The sequence below is a fragment of the Tsukamurella sputi genome, from assembly GCF_007858445.1.
GTDB lineage: Bacteria > Actinomycetota > Actinomycetes > Mycobacteriales > Mycobacteriaceae > Tsukamurella > Tsukamurella sputi.
Genome location: NZ_VIGV01000009.1, coordinates 99,546 through 122,409, shown reverse-complemented (window position 1 = coordinate 122,409; position 22,864 = coordinate 99,546). Strand labels below are relative to the sequence as shown.

The 22,864-nt window shown below is 71.8% G+C and carries 22 protein-coding genes and 1 pseudogene; 11 read left to right on the top strand and 12 right to left on the bottom strand.

Annotated elements, in window-relative coordinates; translation table 11 throughout:
* Positions 1-125 precede the first annotated feature (125 nt).
* The 3 genes and pseudogenes from FK268_RS19915 to ptsP all read right to left on the bottom strand — a co-directional run.
* A pseudogene (locus tag FK268_RS19915) lies at positions 126-518 on the bottom strand (YceI family protein); the annotation flags it as partial.
* Positions 519-642: 124 nt separating this feature from the next.
* The gene (locus FK268_RS19910) at positions 643-1,011 is read right to left on the bottom strand and encodes a VOC family protein (protein ID WP_146437202.1); all 369 of its coding nucleotides are present in this window, start codon (positions 1,009-1,011) and stop codon (positions 643-645) included.
* A 78-nt stretch (positions 1,012-1,089) separates the two neighbouring features.
* Positions 1,090-2,772: a phosphoenolpyruvate--protein phosphotransferase gene (gene ptsP / locus FK268_RS19905; protein ID WP_146437201.1), complete on the bottom strand. Its 1,683-nt coding sequence runs from the start codon at positions 2,770-2,772 to the stop codon at positions 1,090-1,092.
* A gap of 102 nt (positions 2,773-2,874) precedes the next feature.
* On the opposite strand from ptsP, the gene FK268_RS19900 reads away from it, so the two are divergent.
* The 4 genes from FK268_RS19900 to FK268_RS19885 all read left to right on the top strand — a co-directional run bounded on the left by FK268_RS19900 (position 2,875) and on the right by FK268_RS19885 (position 7,015).
* Positions 2,875-3,648 (top strand): DeoR/GlpR family DNA-binding transcription regulator, encoded by a 774-nt coding sequence (locus FK268_RS19900; RefSeq protein WP_146437200.1) that lies wholly within the window; start codon positions 2,875-2,877, stop codon positions 3,646-3,648.
* Complete coding sequence (locus FK268_RS19895) at positions 3,645-4,604, top strand: 1-phosphofructokinase family hexose kinase (RefSeq protein WP_146437199.1); 960 nt, start codon at positions 3,645-3,647, stop codon at positions 4,602-4,604. Before FK268_RS19900 ends, FK268_RS19895 begins: the two co-directional genes overlap by 4 nt.
* Positions 4,605-4,648: 44 nt before the next feature.
* The gene (locus FK268_RS19890) at positions 4,649-6,694 is read left to right on the top strand and encodes a PTS fructose transporter subunit IIABC (RefSeq protein WP_146437198.1); all 2,046 of its coding nucleotides are present in this window, start codon (positions 4,649-4,651) and stop codon (positions 6,692-6,694) included.
* A 63-nt stretch (positions 6,695-6,757) separates the two neighbouring features.
* Positions 6,758-7,015, top strand: coding sequence for an HPr family phosphocarrier protein (locus tag FK268_RS19885; protein WP_146437197.1), 258 nt, complete (start codon positions 6,758-6,760; stop codon positions 7,013-7,015).
* Between the two features lie 70 nt (positions 7,016-7,085).
* On the opposite strand, the gene FK268_RS19880 is transcribed toward FK268_RS19885, so the two are convergent.
* Positions 7,086-7,709: a hypothetical protein gene (locus FK268_RS19880; protein WP_146437196.1), complete on the bottom strand. Its 624-nt coding sequence runs from the start codon at positions 7,707-7,709 to the stop codon at positions 7,086-7,088.
* 109 nt (positions 7,710-7,818) lie between these two features.
* Between FK268_RS19880 and FK268_RS19875 the strand changes: the two genes are divergently transcribed.
* The 4 genes from FK268_RS19875 to pntB all read left to right on the top strand — a co-directional run bounded on the left by FK268_RS19875 (position 7,819) and on the right by pntB (position 12,559).
* Positions 7,819-8,739 carry a D-isomer specific 2-hydroxyacid dehydrogenase family protein gene (locus tag FK268_RS19875; RefSeq protein ID WP_146437195.1) on the top strand — a complete coding sequence of 307 codons (921 nt, stop codon included), beginning with the start codon at positions 7,819-7,821 and terminating at the stop codon, positions 8,737-8,739.
* The gene (locus tag FK268_RS19870; RefSeq protein ID WP_146437194.1) at positions 8,739-9,263 is read left to right on the top strand and encodes a MarR family winged helix-turn-helix transcriptional regulator; all 525 of its coding nucleotides are present in this window, start codon (positions 8,739-8,741) and stop codon (positions 9,261-9,263) included. Before FK268_RS19875 ends, FK268_RS19870 begins: the two co-directional genes overlap by 1 nt.
* A 314-nt stretch (positions 9,264-9,577) precedes the next feature.
* Positions 9,578-11,104, top strand: coding sequence for a Re/Si-specific NAD(P)(+) transhydrogenase subunit alpha (locus FK268_RS19865; protein WP_146437193.1), 1,527 nt, complete (start codon positions 9,578-9,580; stop codon positions 11,102-11,104).
* Positions 11,105-11,107: 3 nt separating this feature from the next.
* Positions 11,108-12,559 carry a Re/Si-specific NAD(P)(+) transhydrogenase subunit beta gene (pntB, locus tag FK268_RS19860; protein WP_146437192.1) on the top strand — a complete coding sequence of 484 codons (1,452 nt, stop codon included), beginning with the start codon at positions 11,108-11,110 and terminating at the stop codon, positions 12,557-12,559.
* A gap of 58 nt (positions 12,560-12,617) precedes the next feature.
* Here pntB and FK268_RS19855 read toward each other — a convergent pair whose 3' ends face one another.
* On the bottom strand, positions 12,618-13,268 hold the full coding sequence (locus FK268_RS19855) for an SDR family oxidoreductase (RefSeq protein ID WP_146437191.1): 651 nt from the start codon (positions 13,266-13,268) through the stop codon (positions 12,618-12,620).
* A 69-nt stretch (positions 13,269-13,337) separates the two neighbouring features.
* Positions 13,338-13,949 carry a LysE/ArgO family amino acid transporter gene (locus FK268_RS19850; RefSeq protein WP_146437190.1) on the bottom strand — a complete coding sequence of 204 codons (612 nt, stop codon included), beginning with the start codon at positions 13,947-13,949 and terminating at the stop codon, positions 13,338-13,340.
* A gap of 71 nt (positions 13,950-14,020) precedes the next feature.
* Between FK268_RS19850 and FK268_RS19845 the strand changes: the two genes are divergently transcribed.
* A complete protein-coding gene (locus FK268_RS19845; RefSeq protein ID WP_146437189.1) occupies positions 14,021-14,893 on the top strand; it encodes a LysR family transcriptional regulator ArgP in 873 nt (290 codons plus the stop codon).
* A gap of 41 nt (positions 14,894-14,934) precedes the next feature.
* On the top strand, positions 14,935-16,416 hold the full coding sequence (locus tag FK268_RS19840) for a bifunctional phosphatase PAP2/diacylglycerol kinase family protein (RefSeq protein ID WP_146437188.1): 1,482 nt from the start codon (positions 14,935-14,937) through the stop codon (positions 16,414-16,416).
* Positions 16,417-16,420: 4 nt separating this feature from the next.
* On the opposite strand, the gene FK268_RS19835 is transcribed toward FK268_RS19840, so the two are convergent.
* From FK268_RS19835 to FK268_RS19815, 5 genes are read right to left on the bottom strand one after another with little or no spacing between them, the layout of a single operon-like run.
* Complete coding sequence (locus FK268_RS19835; RefSeq protein ID WP_146437187.1) at positions 16,421-17,245, bottom strand: chymotrypsin family serine protease; 825 nt, start codon at positions 17,243-17,245, stop codon at positions 16,421-16,423.
* A gap of 17 nt (positions 17,246-17,262) precedes the next feature.
* Positions 17,263-18,120 (bottom strand): P1 family peptidase, encoded by an 858-nt coding sequence (locus FK268_RS19830; RefSeq protein WP_146437186.1) that lies wholly within the window; start codon positions 18,118-18,120, stop codon positions 17,263-17,265.
* Between the two features lie 23 nt (positions 18,121-18,143).
* Positions 18,144-18,530 (bottom strand): DUF5313 family protein, encoded by a 387-nt coding sequence (locus FK268_RS19825; protein ID WP_146437185.1) that lies wholly within the window; start codon positions 18,528-18,530, stop codon positions 18,144-18,146.
* The gene (locus FK268_RS19820; RefSeq protein ID WP_146437184.1) at positions 18,527-18,985 is read right to left on the bottom strand and encodes a MarR family winged helix-turn-helix transcriptional regulator; all 459 of its coding nucleotides are present in this window, start codon (positions 18,983-18,985) and stop codon (positions 18,527-18,529) included. Before FK268_RS19820 ends, FK268_RS19825 begins: the two co-directional genes overlap by 4 nt.
* 47 nt (positions 18,986-19,032) lie before the next feature.
* Positions 19,033-21,405 (bottom strand): ATP-dependent DNA ligase, encoded by a 2,373-nt coding sequence (locus FK268_RS19815; protein ID WP_146437183.1) that lies wholly within the window; start codon positions 21,403-21,405, stop codon positions 19,033-19,035.
* A gap of 76 nt (positions 21,406-21,481) precedes the next feature.
* Between FK268_RS19815 and ku the strand changes: the two genes are divergently transcribed.
* Positions 21,482-22,294 (top strand): non-homologous end joining protein Ku, encoded by an 813-nt coding sequence (ku, locus tag FK268_RS19810; RefSeq protein ID WP_146437182.1) that lies wholly within the window; start codon positions 21,482-21,484, stop codon positions 22,292-22,294.
* Here ku and FK268_RS19805 read toward each other — a convergent pair whose 3' ends face one another.
* Positions 22,295-22,861, bottom strand: coding sequence for a TetR/AcrR family transcriptional regulator (locus FK268_RS19805; RefSeq protein WP_146437181.1), 567 nt, complete (start codon positions 22,859-22,861; stop codon positions 22,295-22,297).
* Positions 22,862-22,864 lie beyond the last annotated feature (3 nt).

The window sequence follows — 22,864 nt, the reverse complement described above, 5'->3', positions numbered from 1 at the left end:
TCGGAAACGATGTTCACGAGCAACCATCAGGTGGGGCCAGATCAAACCGTCGCAACACCACCGGCGAGTCGCAAACGGGGCCAGGTCTAGCCGTCGAGCCGGGGCCTCTTCAAGCTGTCATAGCCACCCTGGCCCATGCCGGGGTTGGTGCCGAGGAACTCGAGGTCGAACTGCACGGGCTTGGTGACGCCGCGCAGCGTCAGCTCGCCGTTCAGGACGTAGTTCGAGCCCTTCCCCGCGACGCCGGTCGAGATGAAGACGGCCTTCGGGTGGTTCTCGGCGTCGAAGAAGTCCGCGGTGCGGATGTGCGCATCGCGCTGGGCGTTGCGGGTGTTCACGGACGTCACGTCGACCTCGGCCTGCAGCGAGGCGGTGCCGTCCTCGGCCACGGTGATGGTGCCGGAGAAGTCGTCGAACCGGCCCTTGACCTTGCTGACCATGAGGTGGCGGACGGAGAACTCGACGGACGAGTGGACCGGGTCGACGACGTAGGTGCCGGCGGGGAGGACGTTGCTCATGAGGATGCTCCTTCGTTGGTGTGGACTCTCACGACTCACCGAGCATAACCGGACCGCAGTCCGATGTATTCCTGTGCCTGCGAATCCGCCCGGAACGTCCAGGAACATCCCTGGATGACCGATGTCAGGCGGCCCCGCGGAAGACCGCCTCCACGTTGTTGCCGTCCGGGTCCCGGACGAAAGCGCCGTAGTAGCCGGGGTGGTACTCGGGCCACAGCCGCGGGGCGTGCAGCGACTCCGCCCCGAGCTCGAGCGCCGCGGCGTGGAAGGCGTCCACGGTGGCCGTGTCGGGCGCAGCGAAGGCGATGTGGGCCTCCCGGTTCGACGTGCTCTCGGCGGCGCCGGAGATCCAGAACACCGGCTGCTCGACGCCGTAGCCCACGGCCACGTCGAAGTCCTTGACCCGGCGCGAACCGAGCACCGCCAGCACCCCGTCGTAGAACCGTTTCGCGGCGTCCAGGTCGGCGCAGTTGATTCCGAAGTGGTCGATCATGGCGGCTCCTCGCCTCAGCGCCCGGACGCCCGCTGCGCCCGGTACCCCTGAAGGTGTAGCACTCGGAACCGACAGCTTTCAGGACAATGCGGACCTGGCCGCCTCCCGCGCCGCCTGCGGGTCCGTCGCGGCGAGCGCGGCCTCCGCGGCCCAGCGGCACTGCTGGAGCGTCACGCCGCCGACTCGCGCCCCCACCGCCGCCGCTGCGCCCGCCGCGCACGACAGTGAGGTGATGCCCAGGCCCACCAGGACGCACGCGAGCAGGGGATCGGCCGCGGCTTCGCCGCACACCCCGACGGGCTTGCCCGCCGCCGTGCCCGCCCGACCAGTGAGCTCGATCAACCGGAGCACCGCGGGCTGCCACGGATCGGTGAGGGCGGCGAGCTCCGTGCTCATCCGGTCGGCGGCCATGGCGTACTGGGTCAGGTCGTTGGTGCCGATCGAGACGAAGTCCACCTCGGCGAGCACGGCGTCGGCGCACAGCGCCACGGCCGGCACCTCCACCATCACGCCGGCGACCAGGCCGCGCGAGCGGCACTGCGCGGCGAAGTCGCGGGCCTCCGCGGCGGTCGCGATCATCGGCGCCATCACCCAGGGCGCGGACTGCGCGCCCTCGGCCGCCGCCGCGATCGCGTCCAGCTGGCGCTCCAGCAGGCCGGGATCGCCCTCGGCGATGCGGATGCCGCGCACGCCCAGCGCGGGGTTCTCCTCATCGCCGTGGTCCACGAACTTCAGCGGCTTGTCCGAGCCCGCGTCCAGCGTCCGGATGACCACTTTCCGCCCAGGGAAGGCGTCGATCACCTCGCGGTAGAGCGCGGCCTGCTCATCGACGGAGGGCTCGTCGGCGCGGTCGAGGAAGGCGAGTTCGGTGCGGAACAGGCCCACGCCCTCCACCTGCCGCTCGGCGGCGCTCCGCGCGGTGGCCCCGTCCTGGACGTTGGCCAGGACGGCGATCGCCGCACCGTCGGACGTGTGACCGGGCCCGCGCCACCGCGCGATCTCGGCCGCCTCCCGCTCCGATTCGGCCACGAGGAGGCGCGCCTCGCCCTCGTCCGGGGCGACGGTGACGGTGCCCGCCCCGCCGTCGAGCAGCACGGGCGTGCCCGCGTCGACGGTGCCGGCCTGTGTTAGGCCGACGATGCAGGGGATCCCGAGCTGCCGGGCGATGATCGCGGTGTGGCTGGTCGCGCCGCCGAGCCGGGTGCCGATGCCCACGATCAGCGTGGGATCGAGGCCCGCGGTGTCGGCCGGTGCCAGATCATCGGCCAGCAGGATCGACGGTGCGTCCGGGACGGGCACGCCGGGCTCGGGGCTCCCGAGCAGTTCTGCGACGACGCGGTCGCGCACATCGCGCAGATCGGTCACGCGCTCCGCCATGAGGCCCCCGAGCTTGGTGAACATGTCCGCGAACTGCTCGGTCGCGGCGGCGACGGCGTTCGCGGCCGGGGTGCCGGCCCGGATCAGCTTCTCGGTGGTTCCGATCCAGGCCTTGTCGGAGGCGAGGCCGGCGTTCGCGCCGAGCACCTCGGCGGCCGCGCCCTGGGCCTGCGCCGCGCGGGTCCGGAGCCGGTCCGCGACCGTCTGTGCAGCGCTGGAGAACCGGGCGGCCTCGGCGTCCCGGTCGTCCTCGGGCACGTCGACGGCGGGCGGAACCTCGGGGCGGGCGCCGGGCCACATGACGGGGGCGTAGGCGACCCCGGGCACGACGGGGGTGCCGCTCAGGACGAGAAGGTCGCGTGCGGGCGACTGCTGCGAAGTCATGTGACCCAGATTACGAAATCCTCTTGACTTGTCAACACAATCAGGCGTAAAAACAGAAAAATCAAATCCATAACCACAGAAACCCACGAACTCGGAGGGGTCATGTACGCGGAGGAACGACAGCGCGCGATCAGTGAACTGGTCGGCGGCCGCGGCCGCGCGTCGGTCATGGAACTGGCCGAGCGGTTCGACGTGACCCCGGAGACGGTGCGTCGTGACCTGGACGCGCTCGAGCGGCTCGGCGGTGTGCGTCGCGTGCACGGCGGCGTGGTCGCGGCGGGCGTCCTCGCCGGCGCCGAATCGGGGTTGGGGGAGCGCGAGGGCACCAACGCCGAGGCGAAGCGCGCGATCGGCGCCGCCGCGCGGCGCTTCCTCCCGCCCGCCGGGGGATCGGTGCTGTTCGACGCGGGCACCACCACGATCGGCGCGGCCCGCGAGGTCCCGGCCAACCTGCACATCACGGCGATCACGAACTCCGTCCCCGTGGCCGCCGCGCTCTCCACCCGCGAGGCCGTGGAACTGCGGCTGCTCGGCGGCCGCGTCCGCGGACTCACGCAGGCCGCGGTCGGCGCGAGCACGGTGGCCGAGATCGCGGGCCTGCGTACCGACGTGGCGATCCTCGGCGCCAACGGCATCAGTGCCGAGCGCGGGCTCTCCACGCCCGACGCCGACGAGGCCGCCGTGAAGACCGCGATGGTCCGCGCCGCCGACTTCGTGGTCCTCGTCGTCGACTCCTCCAAGTTCTCCCGCGAGAGCCTCGTCGCCTTCGCCGGTCTCGATCAGGTCGACGTCCTCGTCACCGACGCGCCGCCCAGCGGCCCGCTCGCGTCCGCCCTCGCGGACCACGGCGTCGCCGTCGAGGTGGCCGCCCGATGATCGTCACCGTCACCGTCAACCCGAGCCTGGACCGCCTGGTCGCGCTGGGCGGGCCACTGCACCGCGGCGCGGTGCAGCGCGCCGTGGGCGCCGCCGCCGACCCGGGCGGCAAGGGCGTCAACGTCTCCCGCGTCGTGCATGCGGCGGGGGAGGGGACCGTCGCCGTGGTCCCCTCCGATCAGGGGGATCCGCTGCTCGTGGGCCTCGCGCGGCTCGGCGTGCCCGCGATCCCGGTCCCGGTAGGCCACGAGGTGCGCAGCAACATCACCGTCGCCGAGCCCGACGGGACCACCACCAAGCTCAATGCGCCGGGTGCGCCGCTGCCGCCGGAGGTCCTCGGGTCGCTCGAGGACGTCATCGTTTCCGCCGCCGACGGCGCCGCGTGGCTCGCTCTCTGCGGCTCGCTCCCGCCCGGCGTCCCCGACGACTGGTACGCGGGTCTGGCGCAGCGCCTCGGTTCCCGGCCCGACGGTCCGCTCCTCGCCGTCGACACCTCGGGTGCCGCGCTCGCCGCCTCCGCGGTGCCCGGCGTAGCGCTGCTCAAGCCGAACGCGGAGGAGCTCGCCGAGCTCGCCGGGCTCGGTGCGGAGGCCGGAGCCGGACTCGAATCCCATGCTGCCGCAGGCGACCTCGGTCCCGCCCGCGCCGCCGCCGACGACCTCCATCGGAGGACCGGCGCGACCGTGCTGGCGACCCTCGGCGCAGCGGGGGCGCTCCTGGTCGGCCGAGAGGGGGCGTGGGTGGCGGTGCCGCCCGCCGTCACGGTGCGCAGCACGGTCGGCGCGGGCGACAGCTCGCTCGCCGGCTACCTCATCGCCCACACCCGGGGCGCCACGCCGCCGGAACGACTCTCCCTCGCGGTGGCCTACGGCGCCGCGGCCGCAGCACTGCCGGGCACCCAGGCGCCCCGACCGGAGGAACTCGCCGTCGCCGACGTGCGGGTCACCGCCCTGTAGTTCCTCCTCGATCCACCCGATCCACCAGCAGAACCGGAGATCCCATGTCCGCATCGATCATCGCGCCCGAACTGGTCGCGCTCGACGTCTCGGCCGGTACCGACAAGACCGAGGTGATCGGCTACCTCGCAGCGCGCATCACCGAGGCCGGCCGGTCCACCTCCGTGGAAGGCCTCGTCGAGGCGGCGCTCGCCCGCGAGGCGCAGTCCGCGACCGGGCTGCCCGGCGGTATCGCCATTCCGCACTGCCGCAGCGCGGCCGTCACGACCGCGAGCCTCGGCTTCGCGCGGCTCGATCCGAAGGTCGATTTCGGGGCCCCGGACGGCGGCGCGGATCTGGTCTTCCTCATCGCCGCACCGGAGTCCGGTGGATCGCAGCACATGAAGCTGCTCAGTGCGCTCGCCCGCGCGCTGGTGCGGCCGGAGTTCACCGCATCGCTGCGCGCCGCGTCCACGCCGGAGGAGGTGGTCGCCCTCGTCGACGAGGTAATCACCCCGAAGCCCGCGGAGCCGAAGCCCGAGGCGTCCGCCGCGGCTGCCGCGCCGGCGGACGGGAGCGACGGCGCACCGTCGGGCCGCCCCTCGCTGGTGGCGATCACTGCCTGCCCCACGGGGATCGCGCACACCTACATGGCCGCGGACTCGCTCAAGCTGGCCGCCGAGCGCGCGGGCGTGACGCTCACCGTCGAGACACAGGGCTCCTCAGGCTCCACGCCGCTCGCGGCGCAGACCATCGCCGACGCGGGTGCGGTGATCTTCGCGACCGACGTGGGCGTCAAGGGCCGCGAGCGCTTCGCCGGGAAGCCGGTGATCACTGCGGGCGTCAAGCGCGGCATCAACGAGCCCGACGCCATGATCGCGGAGGCGGTCGCCGCGGCATCGGATCCGCATGCAGCCAAGGTCGACGGATCTGCCTCCGCGAGCACCGAATCGGCGCCCGCGCAGCTGGGTCTCGGCGGGCAGCTCAAGCGCGCCCTGCTCACGGGCGTGAGCTACATGATCCCGTTCGTCGCGGCGGGCGGGCTGCTCATCGCGCTCGGCTTCCTGCTGGCCGGTTACGAGATCGGCAGCGATCACGGCGACAGCGGGATGTCGAACGCCCAGTACATCGCGCTGCACAATTCGCTGTGGAACCTGCCGGACGGCGGGCTGCGCATGTACCTCGGTGCGGTCAGCAACGCGACCGGCGCCGCCGCCATGAGTCTCATGGTCGCGGTGCTGGCGGGCTACATCGCCTACGCCATCGCCGATCGTCCGGGCCTCGCACCGGGATTCGTCGCCGGCGTGCTGGCGGGCACGGTGGGCGCCGGCTTCATCGGCGGCGTCGTGGGCGGCCTGCTGGCGGGCGTGGTCGCGCTGTGGATCGGCAGGCTGCGGCTGCCGCAGTGGGCCCGCGGCCTGATGCCGGTGGTGATCATTCCGCTGTTCGCCACGCTGATCACGGGTGGCCTGATGTACATGGTCCTGGCCGGCCCGCTGCGCTGGGTGAACGAGGCGATGACCGACGCGCTCAACGGGATGAGCGGCAGCTCCAAGATCGCGCTCGGCGTGGTCCTCGGCCTCATGATGTGCTTCGACCTCGGCGGCCCGGTCAACAAGGCGGCGTACGCCTTCGCGGTCGCGGGCATCGGCGCCGCCGGCGCCGGTGTGCCGCAGTGGGAGATGATGGCCGCGGTGATGGCGGCCGGCATGGTGCCGCCGCTGGCGCTCGCTCTCGCGTCCACCGTCCTGCGCCCGCGCCTGTTCACCGAGCCGGAGCGGGAGAACGGGAAGGCCGCGTGGTTCCTCGGAGCGTCGTTCATCTCCGAGGGCGCCATTCCGTTCGCCGCGGCCGACCCGCTGCGGGTGATCCCGTCGATGATGCTCGGCGGCGCGGTGACCGGCGGCCTGTCCATGGCCCTCGGCGCCCAGCTGCGCGCGCCGCACGGCGGCGTCTTCGTCCTGTTCGCGATGAACGGCACGTGGTGGAAGTTCCTGCTCGCCCTCGCGGCGGGTGTGGTGGTGGCCGCGGTGGCGGTCGTCGCCGCGAAATCCGTCGGCCGGAGCCCCGCTGCCGCCCAATCCGCACAGCCCGCGGCCGTCGCCGCGTAATACTGGTCCTGACCACGCGCGCCGACCGGTGGCGCGACGAGTACACCACCCACGAGGAGAGACATGCCCAGCACCACCGTCACCGTCGGTTCGGCCGTCGGCCTGCACGCCCGCCCCGCCGCCGTGATCGCGAACGCCGTCAACGAGTCGGGTCACGAGGTCACCCTGTCCGTCGCCGGCGGCGAGCCGGTGGACGCCGGGTCGGCGTTGATGATCATGACCCTCGGCGCCGAGCAGGGAGTGGAGGTCACCGTCGAATCCGCCGATTCCGCGACCGTCGACGCGATCGCGGCCCTCGTCGCGCAGGATCTCGACGCCTGAGCGGAGCCATGGAACGCAGGAGGGGGCGGCCGGATCGATCCGGCCGCCCCCTCCTGGCGTCGTTCCCGGTCTAGGTGACCGGCGCGATGCAGTAGCTGACGCGTTGCGGCGCGGAGTAGTTCAGTGGCGCCGAGCCGCGGCAGGTCAGCGGCGCGCCCGCTGCCCGCTCGATCACCCGGATCACGTTCGGCGGTGCGCTGCCCAGTGCACTCGGGCAGTCGACGGGGCGGATGTCGGTGGTGGCGGCCTTGTCGGGCTTGACCTGGTAGCAGTTGCCCAGCGTCAGCTTCGGGACCACGCAGAGAACCGATCCCGCGGACTCGACGCGCGCATAGCTCGGGAGGCTGCAGGCCGTCTTCGCCGCGGCCTTCTCCGCCACTGCGAAGCTGAAGCCGTCGCCGTCGCCGTCGCAGCCGGTGCGGGTCACGTTGCCGCCCGAGACGGTGACGCAGTCGCCCACCTCGACCGAGCTCACCGACGCCACTTCCGGGCTCGTGGGCCTGACGCCCAGCAGGAGGACGGCGGCCCCCATGACCAGTGCGGCGATGATGCCGGAGTAGATCACGGAGCTGACCACCTTCCAGGTGGTCGTCGGTCGCACCTCGTCGAGTCGCCGGCCCACCGGCGTCGCGTCGAAGCGGCGCCGGAGCGCGGCGAGACGCGGCTGCGCGGGGTGCAGGAAGGACGTCGACATAGTCTCAATCTTAACTTGAGACTCACTAGGTAACACAAGTCTCAGTTTTCACAGAGGAATCGGCGCGGCAGTGCCACGGGGCCGACGCGGGCTCATTAGGCTTTGCGGCATGTCATTCGACGACGCGCCCGTCATCGCCGTGGGACCGAAGCCCGACCCCGAGTTCGACGCCGCGATCACCGCGGGCGGGGGAGCGCCCGGTCCACTGGCCCGCGCCGCGGGCCTGGTCTGGACCGACTCGCGCGCGGCCCTGCCCGACCTGCCCCCGACGGTGCGCTGGGTCCAGCTGCCCTTCGCCGGCGTGGAGGGCTTCATCGACAGCGGCGTCCTCGCCCGCAACCCGAAGGTGGTCTTCACCTCCGCGGCGGGCGCCTACTCCGGCACCGTCGCCGAGCAGGCGATCGCGCTGCTGCTCGCGGGCGTCCGCGGGCTCTGGCACCGCGAGAGCGAGTGGGACGCCGCCGGCGCCGCCGCGCGCACGGGCAGGCTCGGCGGCACGACGGTGGCGATCATCGGCGCGGGCGGCATCGGCCGCGACCTCATTCCGACGCTCCGCGGGCTCGGCGTGAAGGTCGTCGCCGTGAACCGTTCCGGGGCGGAGGTCTCCGACGCGGTCGTCGTCACCGCCGACCGCCTCGACGAGGTGTGGCCCGCCGTCGACCACGTGATCCTCGCGGCCCCGTCGACCGCGGAGACCCGGGCCCTGGTGAACGCGGAGGTGCTCGCGCAGCTGCAGCCCCATTCGTGGATCGTCAACGTGGCCCGCGGCTCGCTCATCGACACGGACGCGCTGGTGGAAGCCCTGCGCACGGGTGCGATCGGCGGCGTCGCCCTCGACGTGACCGATCCCGAGCCGCTCCCCGCCGGCCACGCCCTGTGGTCGATCCCGAACGCGATCATCACTCCGCACGTCGCGAACCCGCCGCAGCACCTGCGCCCGGCGCTGCTCGCGCGCGTCGAGGTGAACGTCCGCCGGTTCGCCAACGACATGGAGCCGCTCGCCGTCATCGACGCCGACCGGGGCTACTGATGTCCGACGGCCGGTCGTCCGTCGAAGCCCCGCACGCCGGGGTGCCGACGGACGACGCACCGAATGCGGGGGCGCCGGCCACCCCCGACGAGGTCGATCTCATCGTCCGGGGGATCGTGGGACTGGCCAAGCGGATCCGCAGCGACGCGCGCTTCGTGGGCGCGGAGGTCTCGTACGTCGACTTCACCCTGCTCTTCGTCCTGAACGAGTCCCCCGGGATCCGCGCGGTGGACCTCGCGGAGGCGGTGTCGATCGACAAGTCGACCGCCAGCCGCCAGCTCGCGGGGCTCGAGCGACGGGGCCTGATCCGTCGCGACGTGGACCCGCGGAGCCCGCGATCGCGGCAGTTGCGACTGACCGAGCGCGCGGAGAAGGTGCTCGCCGAAACCGACCGCGAATGGCGCCGCCGGATCGCCGCGCGCACGGCCGACTGGTCCAGCGAGGAATTGCGCACATTCGCGACACTGATCGACCGCTACATGAGCGTCGATCTGCCGGGCGAGGAGCCTCCGGAAGGCCTCTGAGCACGGGCGGAACCCCTCGTAGTGATGCGCGCCACGAGGCTACCGAGGGGTAAGTTATGGCGTGCTATGGTCAGCCCACTGTTCTGTGCATCAGGCGGCCAGCGTGGCCTCGCGATGCCCGGCGACCCCGGGCCTTCCGCGTGAAATCGCCCCCGTTCACACCGCGGCGGGGGTCGTACGCGCATGAAGTCGCCTCGGTGCCGGAGCTCCGGGCGCGCAGCCGCGCGGCCCGGCAGGGACGACAGGAACGAATCAATGAACGTCGGTGGACCGACCATGACCCCGTCCGCGGGTCGGCAGTGGGAGTGCTGCGCATGATCATCGGAGTCTTGAAAGAGGCGCGCCCGGGCGAGACCCGCGCCGCCGCAACCCCCGCCACGGTGGCCCAGCTGATCAAGCTCGGCTACGACGTGGTCGTGGACTCGGGCGCCGGTGCGGCGTCCTCGTTCGCGGACGAGGCCTATGTCGAGGCCGGCGCGACGATCGGTGACGCTCGCGCCGCCGACATCGTCCTCGGTGTCAACGCCCCGTCGGCCGCGCAGCTCGACGGCATCCGCCCGGGCGCGACCGTCGCCGGGCTCCTGGCCCCTGCACAGAACCCCGACCTGCTCGAGGACCTGCGCCGCCGGGAGCTGACCGCGCTGGCCATGGAGTCGGTGCCGCGTATCTCGCGCGCGCAGTCGATGGACGTGCTGTCGTCGATGGCGAACATCGCCGGCTACCGCGCCGTCGTCGAGGCCGCGCACGTCTTCGGCCGGTTCTTCACCGGTCAGGTGACGGCCGCCGGCAAGGTCCCGCCGGCGAAGGTGCTCGTGGTGGGCGCCGGCGTCGCCGGCCTCGCCGCGATCGGTGCCGCGGGTTCGCTGGGCGCCATCGTCCGCGCCACCGACCCGCGTCCCGAGGTGGCCGATCAGGTCGCCTCGCTGGGCGGCGAGTACCTCTCCGTCGCGAACGAGCAGGCCGAGGTCTCGGCCACCGGCTACGCCAAGGAGATGGACGACGACTACAAGGCACGCGAGGCGCAGCTGTACGCCGAGCAGTGCAAGGACGTCGACATCATCATCACCACGGCTCTGATCCCCGGGCGCCCCGCGCCGCGGATCATCACCGAGGAGATGGTCGCGTCGATGAAGCCCGGCAGCGTCATCGTCGATATGGCTGCGGCGAACGGCGGCAACGTCGCGGGCGCCGTCAAGGACGAGGCGATCGTCACGCCGAACGGCGTCACCATCATCGGCTACACCGATCTGGCCGGTCGCCTGCCCGCGCAGGCCTCGCAGCTGTACGGCACGAACCTCGTGAACCTGCTCAAGCTGATCACGCCGGGCAAGGACGGGCAGCTCGTGCTCGACTTCGAGGATCCGGTGCAGCGCTCGATCACCGTGACCCGCGCGGGCGAGCTGCTGTTCCCGCCGCCGCCCGTGCAGGTCTCGGCCGCGCCGAAGGCCGCGCCCGCCGCCGAGGCGGAGGCGAAGCCCGTCAAGGAGCCGATGTCGGCCTCCAAGAAGGTCTCGCTCACCCTCGTCGGTGCCGTGCTCTTCGGGCTGTTGATCAGCTTCTCGCCGAACCCGCTGCCGCAGCACTTCACCGTGCTCATGCTGGCGATCGTCATCGGCTACTACGTCATCGGCAACGTGGCGCACGCGCTGCACACGCCGCTGATGTCGGTGACCAACGCCATCTCCGGCGTGGTCGTGGTCGGCGCGCTGCTGCAGATCGCGAGCGACAAGACCACGGTGCTGGTCCTGGCGACGGTCGCGATCCTGCTCGCCTCGATCAACATCTTCGGTGGATTCGCGGTCACGCGCCGCATGCTCGCCATGTTCAGCAAGGGGGCGTGAGCCATGACCATCACCGCTGTCGCTACCGCGGCGTACATCGTCGCATCGCTTCTGTTCATCCTCTCGCTGGCGGGGCTCTCGAAGCACGAGTCCTCCAAGAGCGGCTTGACCTACGGCATCGTCGGCATGGGCATCGCCCTGGTCGCGACCATCGCCCTCGCCCTGAACAAGGTCTTCGACCTCGAGGACTACGACCTCACCTGGCTGCCGATCGTCCTCATGGCGGGCGCCATCGTGGTCGGCGCGCTGATCGGCCTGTGGCGCGCGCGCATCGTCGAGATGACGGGCATGCCCGAGCTGATCGCGCTGCTGCACTCGTTCGTCGGCCTCGCGGCCGTGCTCATCGGCTGGAACGGCGCCCTGCAGGGCGCCCACCTCGAGGGCATCCCGGAATCGGACCACGGCGCCCTGATCGGGATCCATGCGGCCGAGGTCGCGATCGGCATCTTCATCGGTGCGGTCACCTTCACCGGCTCGATCGTCGCCAACCTGAAGCTGTCGGCGAAGATGAAGTCGGCGCCGCTCATGCTGCCCGGCAAGAACATCATCAACGTCGGCTCGATCGTCGTCTTCGTGGTGCTCACCGCCGTGTACGTGGCGCGGGACGCGCACGACGACACCACCGGCCTGATCCTGCTGGGCGTCATCACCGCGCTCGCCCTGTTCCTGGGCTGGCACCTGGTGGCCTCGATCGGCGGCGGCGACATGCCCGTCGTGATCTCGATGCTCAACAGCTACTCCGGTTGGGCCGCGGCCGCGTCCGGCTTCCTGCTGAACAACGACCTGCTCATCGTCACCGGTGCGCTCGTCGGTTCGTCGGGTGCGTACCTGAGCTACATCATGTGCAAGGCGATGAACCGCTCGTTCATCTCCGTCATCGCGGGCGGCTTCGGCATCGAGGCCGGCCCGGCCGACGACACCGACTACGGCGAGCACCGCGAGGTCAACGCCGAGCAGGTGGCCGAGCTCCTCTCCGGCGCGAAGTCCGTCGTCATCACCCCGGGCTACGGCATGGCCGTCGCGCAGGCGCAGTACGGCGTGGCAGAGCTGACCAGCGAGCTCCGGAAGAAGGGCGTGAACGTCCGGTTCGGCATCCACCCGGTGGCGGGGCGCCTGCCCGGCCACATGAACGTGCTCCTCGCCGAGGCGAAGGTGCCGTACGACGTGGTGCTCGAGATGGACGAGATCAACGACGACTTCCCCGAGACCGACGTGGTCCTGGTGATCGGTGCCAATGACACCGTGAACCCGGCCGCGGCCGAGGATCCGAGCAGCCCCATCGCGGGCATGCCGGTCCTCGAGGTCTGGAACGCCGAGAACGTGATCGTCTTCAAGCGGTCCATGGCCGCCGGTTACGCCGGTGTCCAGAACCCGCTGTTCTTCCGCGAGAACTCGGCGATGCTCTTCGGCGACGCCAAGGACCGCGTGCAGGACATCCTCTCCGCGATGCGCTGACGCGAACGGCATTCGGGCCCGGCACTGTCGATACGACGGTGCCGGGCCCGAATAGTCTCTAGGTCCAGGCCTTCTCGATCGCCGTCTCGCCGTCGGTGAAGGGCAGGTCCTTCCCGACGGTGTCCGGCCGGTCCAGCACCGAGGCCGCGACCAGCGCGACGTTCGCCCGCGACGTGCCCGGGTTGTCCGCGGACCGCACGGCCTCGGGATCCACCCGACCGGTGGGCTCGTCGACGGTGAGCCGGCCCGGCATCAGTACGGTCCAGTCCAGGTCCGAGGCGCGCAGCGCCACATCGGCGGCAGCCTTCGCCTCCGCGTAGGGGAAGAAGGAGTCCGTCTCCGGCACGCCGTGATCGGGGGCGGCGCCGAGGTAGGAGACCATAACGTAGCGTTTCGCCCCGGCCTGCTCGGCGGCCTGGATCGACCGGATCGCGGCATCGCGGTCCACGGCGTAGGTGCGCTCGGGGTTCCCGCCGCCCGCGCCCGCGGAGAAGACCACCGCGTCGGACCCGGCGAGCGCGGCCGCGATCTCCTCGCGCGATGCCTGCTCGATGTCCAGCACGAGGGGCTTCGCGCCGGTCGCGGCCACCTCCGACGCGTGGTCCGGGTTGCGGATCCACGAGGTGACCGTGTCACCCCGGGAGCTGAGGACGCGCGCCAGGATCAGCGCGATTTTTCCGTGTCCACCGATGATCGTGACAGCTGCCATGCATTCCAACGTACGCGCCTCGCCGTGCGGTGGATCCCGTCCGCGCAGTGGGCACTATCCACCGCGCTGTCAGCCGCCGAGGGGCATGGTCGCGAGCCGCAGGGCGAGGAGCAGGAGCAGAGCGCCGATGCCGAGGTTGATCGCGCGCCACACGGCCGGGCGGCCCAGCACGCCTGACATTCTGCGGGCACCGAAGCCGAGCAGCGTGAACCACGCGACGCTCGCGACGCAGGCACCGAGCGCGAACCACCACCGGTCTCCCGCGTAGCGCGTGGACGCGGACCCGAGGAGGAGCACTGTATCGAGGTAGACGTGCGGGTTGAGCCAGGTCAGCGCGAGTGCACCGGCCACGACCGCCGCGACCGAGGAAGCCCCGTCACCCCCGGCGACGAGGCCCTCCGACCGGCGCGCCGACCACAGCGACCGCAGGCCGTAGCCGATCAGCACCAGGACGCCGGCCCACTTCACCACCTCCAGCAGCAGAGGCCGGCCGGAGACCGCGGCCCCCAGGCCGGCGACGCCCGCGACGATGAGCGCCACATCGGAGGCGATGCACACCGCGACCACGGCTCCCAGCCCGCGCCCGCGCACCCCGACCTGCAGCACGTAGGCGTTCTGCGCGCCGATGGCGACGATCAGCGAGAGTCCGAGCCCGAGGCCGGCGAGGAGTGCGGAGGTCATGGCGTCGACGCTAGGACCGTGGCGGCCATAAGCGCCAATGTCTAATGGCGATCACCCATTAGAATCACTTCATGCTGAGCGGAGCCCGTCTGGAGACCCTCGTCGCCGTGGTCGAGGAGGAGAGCTTCGGCGCCGCGGCCTCGCGCCTGCGGATCACGCAGTCGGCGGTCAGCCAGCGCATCCGCGCGCTGGAGCAGCAGGTGGGGCACGTCGTGGTCACGCGCGAAGGGCCGTGCCGTCCCACCGCGCAGGGCGAGGTTCTGCTCGGACTCGCCCGCGGCGTCGCGTCGCTCGAGTCCGATGCGCTGGGCCGGCTGGCCGGCGGCGCACCGTCGGCCGTGCTCGACGTGGGAGTGAACGCGGACTCGCTCGCGACGTGGTTCCGGGATGTGATCGACGCGGTGGCCGCCCTGCCCGACGGTCCGCTGCTGCGCCTGCTCGTCGACGACGAGCACCACACCGCCGATCTGCTGCGCGCGGGTTCGGTGCTCGGCGCCCTCACCACCGACCCGGAACCCGTGCAGGGCTGCGCCGTCGAGTACCTGGGTACCATGCGCTACCTGCCCGTGTGCACGCCGGCGTACGCGGAGCGGTGGCGCTCCGGCGGACGCTGGCGCTGGCGCGAGATGCCGGTCGTCCAGTTCGACCTGCGCAAGGACGAGCTGCAGAACAAGGTGCTCCACCGCCGCGGGATCACGGAGGCGCCGCCGATGCACCGCATTCCGTCGTCGGAGGCCTTCACGTACGCCGTCCGCGCGGGACTGGGTTGGGGGAGCCTCCCCGAGGCCGAGATCGGCGACGCCCTCGAGCGCGGCGCACTGATCCGCCTTACCGACGACACCGTCGACGTGAAGCTGTACTGGCAGTCCTGGCGGCTGCACACCCGTGCGACCGAGCGCCTCGCCGACGCCATCCACGCCGCCGCTGCGGTGCATCTGCGCTGATCGCTCGCACGCCGTGCAGCGCGCGGGGTACTTTGGCGCTCATGCCGGATTCCGTGCCGCATCCGTTCCGCACTCTGCACGAGGGCCTGAGCGACCTCGACCGTCGACTGTTCGACGCGGTCGCCGAGTCGCCGAGCCCGCTGCTCGACCTCACCATGCGCCCGCTGTCGGTCGCCGCGGACCATTCCAAGCTGTGGATGGTCCTCGCCGCCGGCCTCGGCTTCGGCGGGCTGTCGTCTCGTCGCGGCGCCGTCCGCGGTCTGTGCTCCCTGGCCGTCACCAGCCTGATCGTCAATCAGGGGCTCAAGCGGATCTACCCGCGCCGCCGCCCCGTCTTCGACGGCGTGCCGCTCAAGCGCGCGCGACGCCAGCCGACGTCGACTTCCTTCCCCTCGGGGCACTCGGCCGCCGCCGCGGCCTTCGCGATCGGGGTGGGGCTGGAGAACCGCACCGCCGGATACGCGCTGGCGGGCCTCGCCGGCGCGGTGGGCCTGTCCCGGATCGCGACCGGCGCGCACTATCCCGGCGACGTGCTGGCGGGCTTCGCCGTCGGCGCGGGCGTCGCCGTCGCGGGTGCGCGGCTCGTGCCGCCGGTGGACGACAGCCGCACGATGACGCCCGAGCCCACCGTCGAGCGGATCGCGACGGATCCCGACGGCGCCGGGCTCGTCGTCGTCCTCAATCCCGCCTCGGGCGACGGCACCGGCACCCGGGTCGCGGAGGAGATCCGTCGCACCCTCCCGAAGGCCGAGATCGTGGAGCTGGACAAGGATTCCGATATCGACGCGATCGCCGCCGACGTGGCTGAGCGCGCCCGGTTCCTCGGCGTCGCGGGCGGGGACGGCACGGTCGCGACGCTCGCCGCGCACGCCGTCGCGGCGGACAAGCCGCTCGCGGTCTTCCCCGCCGGCACCTTCAACCATTTCGCGAAGGACATCGGCGCGGAGACCGTCTCGGCCGTCGTGGATTCGGTCCGCAACGGTCGGATCGCCCACGTCGACGTGGTGTGGCTCAACGACGAGAAGCTGCTGCTCAACACCGCCAGCATCGGCGCCTACCCCGAGTTCGTGCGGGCCCGCACGCGCTATCAGCGGCGGCGCATCGGGCGCGTCGCTGCGACGGTGCGCGCGATGCGCAGGATCATGCGCGATACGGCGCCGGTCGCGGTGCGCATCGAGGGCAAGCCCGCCACCGTCTCCTTCTTCTTCCTCGGCAACTCCATGTACGGCGCACCGAGTTTCGTGCCCGGGCGCCGCAGCCGACTCGACGACGGCGTGCTCGACGTGCGCTATCTCGAGGACGGTCACCGCAACGCCACCACCCGCCTGCTCGTCTCGTGGATCAGCGGGCGGATCCGCAACTCCAAGGTGTACCGGGAACTGCAGGCTCCGGTCGTCACCATCGAGGCCGAAGAGCCCTTCCGCGTGGCGCACGACGGGGAGGCGGGCGAGCTGCACACTCGCGCCCGGTTCCGCGTGGACTACCGCGCGTTGCGCGTCTTCGGCACCAGCCTCACGCGCTGAGGTGCTACGAGACCCCCAGGAGCGTCATCCCGTTCGCGTTGATGTCGGCGGCGATGAGCGTGCCTGTGCCGACGCCGGTTCCGGTGCCGTCGGGCCTGGTGTGCACGGTGTTGACCACGCCGACGGCGGTGAACGTCCCGTCGGGCCACTTGGCGTAGACCGGCCCGCCGGAATCGCCCTCGACGGCGGGGATCCCGGCCCAGGTGACGCGGGTGCCGCTGACGTCGTCGAGCACCCCGCAGTGCCGCCCGGTGCGCGCGCCGACGATGCAGATCTCGGGTCGCCCGGCGCTCAGGTCCTCGGTGGAGCTGACGCCGGTGACGGAGCCGATCGCCGGCGCCACGGGGGCCACGTCCTTCCCCGCCACCTGGATGATCGCGATGTCCTGTCCGCGGTTGTTGCGGGTCGCCTTGATGTACTCGCCGAAGGGCGTGCTGTCGCCGTCGGGCGTGAGATAGCGCGCGACGGGGGCGCGGCCCGGTCGCGCCTGCCCGGCGAGCTCGGCGCAGTGACCGGCGGTGAAGGCCACGACCTCGCCTCCCGGGTAGCGGGCCAGGAAGCCCAGCGTGCAGACGCTGGAGTAGACGCCGAACGGGTCGGCGTAGGTCGTGATGCCCGCTCCCGTCGTCGGTTTCGAGGCGGTGGCGGGCGAGAGCCCCGGGGCCACCACGTCGTACGGAGCGACGCTCGGCGTCGTCACCACGACGGCGGGGACCGACGGTGCCGGTGGTGCCTCAACGGCGTCCTGCTGCACCACCCCGCAGCCGCCGAGGAGCGCGGCTCCCGACGCGCACGCGGCCATCCGCAGCGCGCGACGGGGACCGGTCATCGCCTCAGCCTAGAACGTCACGCCCGCGAGCGGATCGCCTCCGCGACGGCGGAGATCGCCAGCGCGCGCACCACGTCCACCTTGGCCTCCACCTGCCCGGTGGCGGCGGAGATGAAGGCGTCACCGTCGAAGCGGGTGTGCGGCGGATCGATCGCGCGGGCGAGTCCGTCGTGCGCGCCCTGCGCGAGGATCAGGCACTCGATCTTGGTGAGCGTCGCGTTGGTGAACACGACGCCGATGGTGGTGTTCTGACGGTTGCCGCCGAAGGGCTCGTAGTCGCCGAAATCGGCGGTGCCGGCCTCGCCGGTGAGGATCTCGCCGAAGGCGTTCACCGCGCACAGGGCGCCCACGATCACCTCGCCCGCGCGGACCTCGGCGTACGCGAGGCCGGCGTCGTGCAGGTTCTCGAGGCCGCGGGCTTTGCCCGTGGTGGCGCCGGCGCCCGCGCCGATCAGGCCCTGCAGTTCGGCGTGGTCGCTCACGGAGGCGGCTGCGGCGTAACCGTTCTCGGCGGTCGGGCGGACCGTCGGATCGCCGACCATGAGGTCGAACAGGCCCAGCGTGGGGACGATCGGGACGCGGCCGGCCACGGTCTCCACGCCGCGGCCCTCCTCCTCGAGGCGGCGCATCACGCCGTCGGCACAGGCGAGCCCGAAGGCGGAGCCGCCGGTGAGCACCGCGGCGTGGATCTCCTCGACGGAGCGCTCGGGGGAGAGCAGGTCGAACTCGCGGGAGGCGGGCGCGCCGCCCCGCACCTCCCCGGACCCGACGGTGCCGTCGGGGAAGGTCACCACGGTGCAGCCGGTGCGGGCGGCGGTGTCGGTGAAGTGGCCGACGCGGACGCCGGGGACGGTCACGCTCGGGACGACGGGCATGTCCCCAGGCTACGACGGTGCGGTCAGGCGCGCGCGGGGGCGTGCGCGGCCTCGTAGGCGCGGCGGACGGCGGCGCGGCGTTCGGCGACGACGGGGTTCTCCAGCTCCGGGTCGAGGCCGTTCTTCTCGAGCCGGCGGGCGCGGTTGGGGCGCATGTAGGCGGCGTTGTAGAAGACCGCGAGCAGCGCGCCGAGCAGGACCGTGGCGCCGCGCAGCCACAGCGGGCCCGGAAGCAGCATGAGCAGCGCGTAGACGGGGAGCACCGCGAGCTGACCGCGGATCAGGTGGCGCGCCGCCCAGCTACGACGGGTCAGGGTGTACCGCACCCATTCCCGGTTCCGTTCCGGCAGCGAGCCGGTGTAGAGCCAGGCGAGGTAGTGCAGCGGATCGGGGCGGTGGACGGCGTTCATGAGGACTCCTCGAGTGCGCCCGCGGCGAGCGCTTTGGCGTTGACGACGGTGAGGACGCGGTGCAGGTCCTCGAGCTCGGCGAGGCTGGCTCCCAGGCTCTCGATCACGGCGGGCGGCACCGCGAGCGCGTGCTCGCGCAGGGCGCGGCCCGCCTCGGTGAGCTCGACGTCGATCCGGCGCTCGTCATCCGCGGCGCGACCGCGGGTGAGCAGACCCTGTGCCTCCAGCCGCTTGAGCAGCGGGCTCAGCGTGGGGGAGTCCAGCTGCAGCGCCCCCGCGATCTCCTTGACGGACCGGGGCGAGGACTCCCACAGCGCCAGCATGACGAGGTACTGCGGGTGGGTCAGCCCCATCGGGGCGAGGATCGGCCGGTACACCGACAGCACGGCGCGGTTGGCGACGGCGAGCGCGAAGCACACCTGGCGCTCCAGGGCGAGCGGATCGGTATCGGTCACGCCACGACCGTAGCATTCAGATAGTGCACGAATCAATAGTGCACTAACTATTCCTCCGGGCCCTCCCAGGGCGCCTCGTCGGCCGTGGGGAGATCGCCGGGGAGCAGATCGCGCCGGAAACCGCGCCAGCTGGGTTGGCGCAGGTGGCCGCCACGGCGCAGCGACGAGTAGCGCACGTCGCCGATCACCTTCGGTAGGACCCAGACGGCGTCCCGCGCCTCGGGATCGTCGATCGGCGCCGTGAACGGCGATCGGCGCATGCGCAGCGGTTCCAGCTCCTCCTGCAGGGCCGCGAGGTCACGGTCGGAGAAGCCGGATCCGACAGCACCGAGGTACACCAGCCCGGTCTCGGCGGGGAGACCCACGAGTACCGAGCCGATGCCGTTCGCGCGGGAGCCCCTACCGGGTTTCCAGCCACCGATCGCGACCTGCAGGTCGCGCCAGTTCTTGTGCTTGACCCACGCGCGGACCCGCTGGCCGGGCAGGTACGGCGAGTCGCGCCGCTTGGCGATGATCCCCTCCCAGCCCCGTTCGGCGCTGATCGCCGCCGCCTCCGCGCCCATCGCCGCCCCGACCAGCGGCGGCACGCGGATCGCGGTGTCGGCCTCCAGAAGTGGGGCGAGACCGTCGAGTACCTGGCGGCGGACCGTCCACGGGCGCTTCGTCAGATCGACACCGTTGAGCTGCAGCACGTCGAACAGGTACAGCTGCACCGCGCCCGCCCGCGTCGCGCCGTCGGCCATCAGGTGGAACGACGGGACGCCGCCCGGATCGAGGACCACGGCCTCGCCGTCGAGCACCACGTCCATGCCGTCGAGATCGTGGGCGAGCGACTCGAACTCGGGGAATTCGCTCGTCACCACCCGGCCCGAGCGGGTGCGCAGCGCGACGGTGCCGCCGCGCACCGTCGCGATCATGCGGTAGCCGTCCCACTTGCCCTCGAAGGCCCAGTCCGTGCCGGACAGCCCGTCGATCGACGATTCGGTGGGCAGCATCGGATCCGGTGCCGCCGTGACGGCGGGTTTGGCGGGGGCGGACTTGTCCTTCGTGAGGTGCGCCAGCCAGTTCTTCTCTCCGGTGCGGATCAGTGCGTAACGCTTGCCCTGCAGACGATTCCCGTGCAGCGTCACGATCACCTCGTTCGAGCGCCACTTCTCCAGTTCGTAGGTGCCGTGGTCCCAGATGGTCACGTCGCCGCCGCCGTACTCGCCCTTGGGGATGCTGCCCTCGAAGGCCGCGTAGTCCATCGGGTGGTCCTCGGTGCGCACGGCGAGGTGGTTGATCTCCGGATCATCCGGGAGGTTCTTCGGTACGGCCCAGGAGGCGAGCACCCCGTCGTGCTCCAGGCGGAAGTCGTAGTGCAGGCGCCGGGCGTGGTGCTCCTGGATGACGAAGATCGGATCCCCGGTCGACGGTGCGCCCCCGAAGGGCTCGGGCGTCCGACGGGCGTCGCGCTTGGCGCGGTACTCGCCCAGGTCGACGGGCTCGGGTGGCGCCGACGGTGCCTGCGCGGCCCCGGCGCCGGGCTCGCCGTCGAGGCCGGCCAGGAGGTCACCGTCGGACAGGGCACGCGCGAGGACTTCGCGGAACTCGAGCTGGCGCAGTCCCGGCCGGGAGAGCTCGTCCCAGCTGCGGGGTGCCGCGACCCACGGGTGATCGCGGCCGCGCAGCGAGTACGGCGCGACGGTGGTCTTGGAGGCGCTGTTCTGCGACCAGTCGACGAAGATGCGGCCGCCGCGCTGGACCTTCGCCATCGACGCGGTGACCAGGTCGGGCGATTCGGCCTCGAGCTGCGAGGCGATGGCGTGGGCGACCTTGCGGGCGCCGGGCGCCGAGATCCCGGCGGGTAGCGGCGCGTAGATGTGCAGGCCCTTGGACCCGCTGGTCACGGGGTAGCCGTCCATGCCCATCGCCGCCAGCAGCTCGCGGATGCGCAGTGCCAGCGCGGCGCAGTCGTCGAGCGTGACATCGGGGCCGGGATCGAGATCGAGCACGAGTCGGTTCGGCGGCCCGGGGATCTCCGGACGGTCCGGGTCCGCACCGTCGGGAACGAAGGTCCACTGCGGCACGTGCAGTTCCAATGCCGCCTGCTGGCCGAGCCACACCATGCCGGCGGCGTTCTCGATCACCGGGTACAGCGATTCCCCGTCGGAGTGGTGCTGGCTGCCGCGACGGATCCACGCGGGCGCGTGACTCGGCAGCCGCTTCTCGAAGAAGGCGGTCTTGTCGACGCCGTTGGGCCAGCGCTTGCGGGTGAGCGGGCGGTCCCGCAGGTGCGGGAGCGCGAACGGGGCGATGGCCTGGAAGTAGTCGATGACCTCGGCCTTCGTCGTGGCCGTGGCGGGATAGAGCACCTTGTCGAGGTTGGTCAGCTGCACGGCGACGCCGTCCACCTCGCGGTTCTCCCGGATCTGCGCCACGGTCCCATTATCGCGGGAGACCGGGCCGTCGGCGGGAGCCCTCGCAATCTGGTCTCTCACCAGTCACAATGGTCACATGCGCGCGATATGGACGGGTGAGCTGTCGTTCGGGCTCGTGAACGTGCCCGTGAAGGTGTACTCGGCCGTCGAGAGTCATGACGCGAAGTCGCACCAGGTGGATTCGAAGGACGGGGTCCGCATCCGGTACAAGCGCGTGCGCGAGGGCACCGACGAGGAGATCGAATTCGCGAACATCGCCAACGCCTACGAGTCCGAGGGCGGTGACACGGTGGTGCTGTCCAAGGAGGACATCAAGTCGATGCCGGTGGAGAAGCATCGGGAGATCGCCGTGACGGAGTTCGTGCCGCGCGAGGACATCGACCCGATCATGTTCGACAAGCCCTACTTCCTAGAACCCGCGTCGAAGTCGCCCAAGGCCTACGTGCTGCTCCGGCAGGCCCTGCAGGAGACCGATCGACTCGCGATCTGCACGTTCACCCTGCGCAATCGCACGCGGCTCTGCGCGCTCCGCGTGGTCGGCAACGTGATGGTGCTGCAGACCCTGCTGTGGCCCGACGAGGTGCGCACGCCCGAGTTCCCCGCCCTCACCGAGGACGTGAAGATCCGCCCTCAGGAGCTGGCCATGGCCGCCTCCCTCATCGACTCGATGGCCACGGACTTCGACCCCGAGCAGTACGAGGACGACTACCAGGTGCAGCTGCGCCAGCTCATCGAGGCGAAGGCCACCGGCGGCACCGCTTTCCCCGAGGCACCCGAGGAGGAGACCGAGGACGACGAGGTCGCCGACCTGCTGGCCGCGCTCAAGGCGTCCGTGAAGAATCGCGAGGCACAGCCGGAGCGGCCCGCCCGCAAGCGCACCGCGAGCTGATCACCGACCGGTCGCGCCGTCCCGGAGGTCGGCGAAGGCGCGTCCGGTCAGGTCCTCCAGGTCGACGGTGCCCTCCGCCGCGATCCACTCCTCGTAGGCCGCGGTGAAGGCGGCGACACCCGCGCCGGCCACGATGCGGGCCGCCCGGGGCGGCACGCCCCGCCCGCTCAGCGCGGCGGCCAGGGCGCGGCCCAGGGAGTCCATCTTGTGCAGTTCGCGCTCACGCAGGGCGGGCGTCGCGTCGATGATCCGCTGGCGCTCGATCGGCAGGGCGCCGCGCCCGGCGAGCAGTCGCGCCATCGTGCGGAACGCGGCCTCGACCACGTCGATCGGTGCGGTGTCCGGCGCGGCCTCGGCGACCCGGGCGGCGAGCGCCTCCTCGAGGAGTCGCTGCCCCCAGAACAGGACCTCCTTCTTGTCGGCGTAGTGCCGGAAGAAGGTGCGCTCGGTGAGACCGGCGCGCGCGGCGATCTGGGCGACGGTGGTGGCTTCGTAACTCTGCTCGGCGAACAGCGCGAACGCCGCCTCCTCGAGCCGCTCCTGCGCGTTCGGCTGCCACCGTGCCATGCG

Excerpts from the sequence above, each read along its gene's own strand:
- FK268_RS19910 (WP_146437202.1), bottom strand. The coding sequence starts at position 1,011 with ATGATCGACCACTTCGGAATCAACTGCGCCGACCTGGACGCCGCGAAA.
- ptsP (WP_146437201.1), bottom strand. The coding sequence starts at position 2,772 with ATGACTTCGCAGCAGTCGCCCGCACGCGACCTTCTCGTCCTGAGCGGC.
- FK268_RS19900 (WP_146437200.1), top strand. The coding sequence starts at position 2,875 with ATGTACGCGGAGGAACGACAGCGCGCGATCAGTGAACTGGTCGGCGGC.
- FK268_RS19895 (WP_146437199.1), top strand. The coding sequence starts at position 3,645 with ATGATCGTCACCGTCACCGTCAACCCGAGCCTGGACCGCCTGGTCGCG.
- FK268_RS19890 (WP_146437198.1), top strand. The coding sequence starts at position 4,649 with ATGTCCGCATCGATCATCGCGCCCGAACTGGTCGCGCTCGACGTCTCG.
- FK268_RS19885 (WP_146437197.1), top strand. The coding sequence starts at position 6,758 with ATGCCCAGCACCACCGTCACCGTCGGTTCGGCCGTCGGCCTGCACGCC.
- FK268_RS19880 (WP_146437196.1), bottom strand. The coding sequence starts at position 7,709 with ATGTCGACGTCCTTCCTGCACCCCGCGCAGCCGCGTCTCGCCGCGCTC.
- FK268_RS19875 (WP_146437195.1), top strand. The coding sequence starts at position 7,819 with ATGTCATTCGACGACGCGCCCGTCATCGCCGTGGGACCGAAGCCCGAC.
- FK268_RS19870 (WP_146437194.1), top strand. The coding sequence starts at position 8,739 with ATGTCCGACGGCCGGTCGTCCGTCGAAGCCCCGCACGCCGGGGTGCCG.
- FK268_RS19865 (WP_146437193.1), top strand. The coding sequence starts at position 9,578 with ATGATCATCGGAGTCTTGAAAGAGGCGCGCCCGGGCGAGACCCGCGCC.
- pntB (WP_146437192.1), top strand. The coding sequence starts at position 11,108 with ATGACCATCACCGCTGTCGCTACCGCGGCGTACATCGTCGCATCGCTT.
- FK268_RS19855 (WP_146437191.1), bottom strand. The coding sequence starts at position 13,268 with ATGGCAGCTGTCACGATCATCGGTGGACACGGAAAAATCGCGCTGATC.
- FK268_RS19850 (WP_146437190.1), bottom strand. The coding sequence starts at position 13,949 with ATGACCTCCGCACTCCTCGCCGGCCTCGGGCTCGGACTCTCGCTGATC.
- FK268_RS19845 (WP_146437189.1), top strand. The coding sequence starts at position 14,021 with ATGCTGAGCGGAGCCCGTCTGGAGACCCTCGTCGCCGTGGTCGAGGAG.
- FK268_RS19840 (WP_146437188.1), top strand. The coding sequence starts at position 14,935 with ATGCCGGATTCCGTGCCGCATCCGTTCCGCACTCTGCACGAGGGCCTG.
- FK268_RS19835 (WP_146437187.1), bottom strand. The coding sequence starts at position 17,245 with ATGACCGGTCCCCGTCGCGCGCTGCGGATGGCCGCGTGCGCGTCGGGA.
- FK268_RS19830 (WP_146437186.1), bottom strand. The coding sequence starts at position 18,120 with ATGCCCGTCGTCCCGAGCGTGACCGTCCCCGGCGTCCGCGTCGGCCAC.
- FK268_RS19825 (WP_146437185.1), bottom strand. The coding sequence starts at position 18,530 with ATGAACGCCGTCCACCGCCCCGATCCGCTGCACTACCTCGCCTGGCTC.
- ku (WP_146437182.1), top strand. The coding sequence starts at position 21,482 with ATGCGCGCGATATGGACGGGTGAGCTGTCGTTCGGGCTCGTGAACGTG.
- FK268_RS19805 (WP_146437181.1), bottom strand. The coding sequence starts at position 22,861 with ATGGCACGGTGGCAGCCGAACGCGCAGGAGCGGCTCGAGGAGGCGGCG.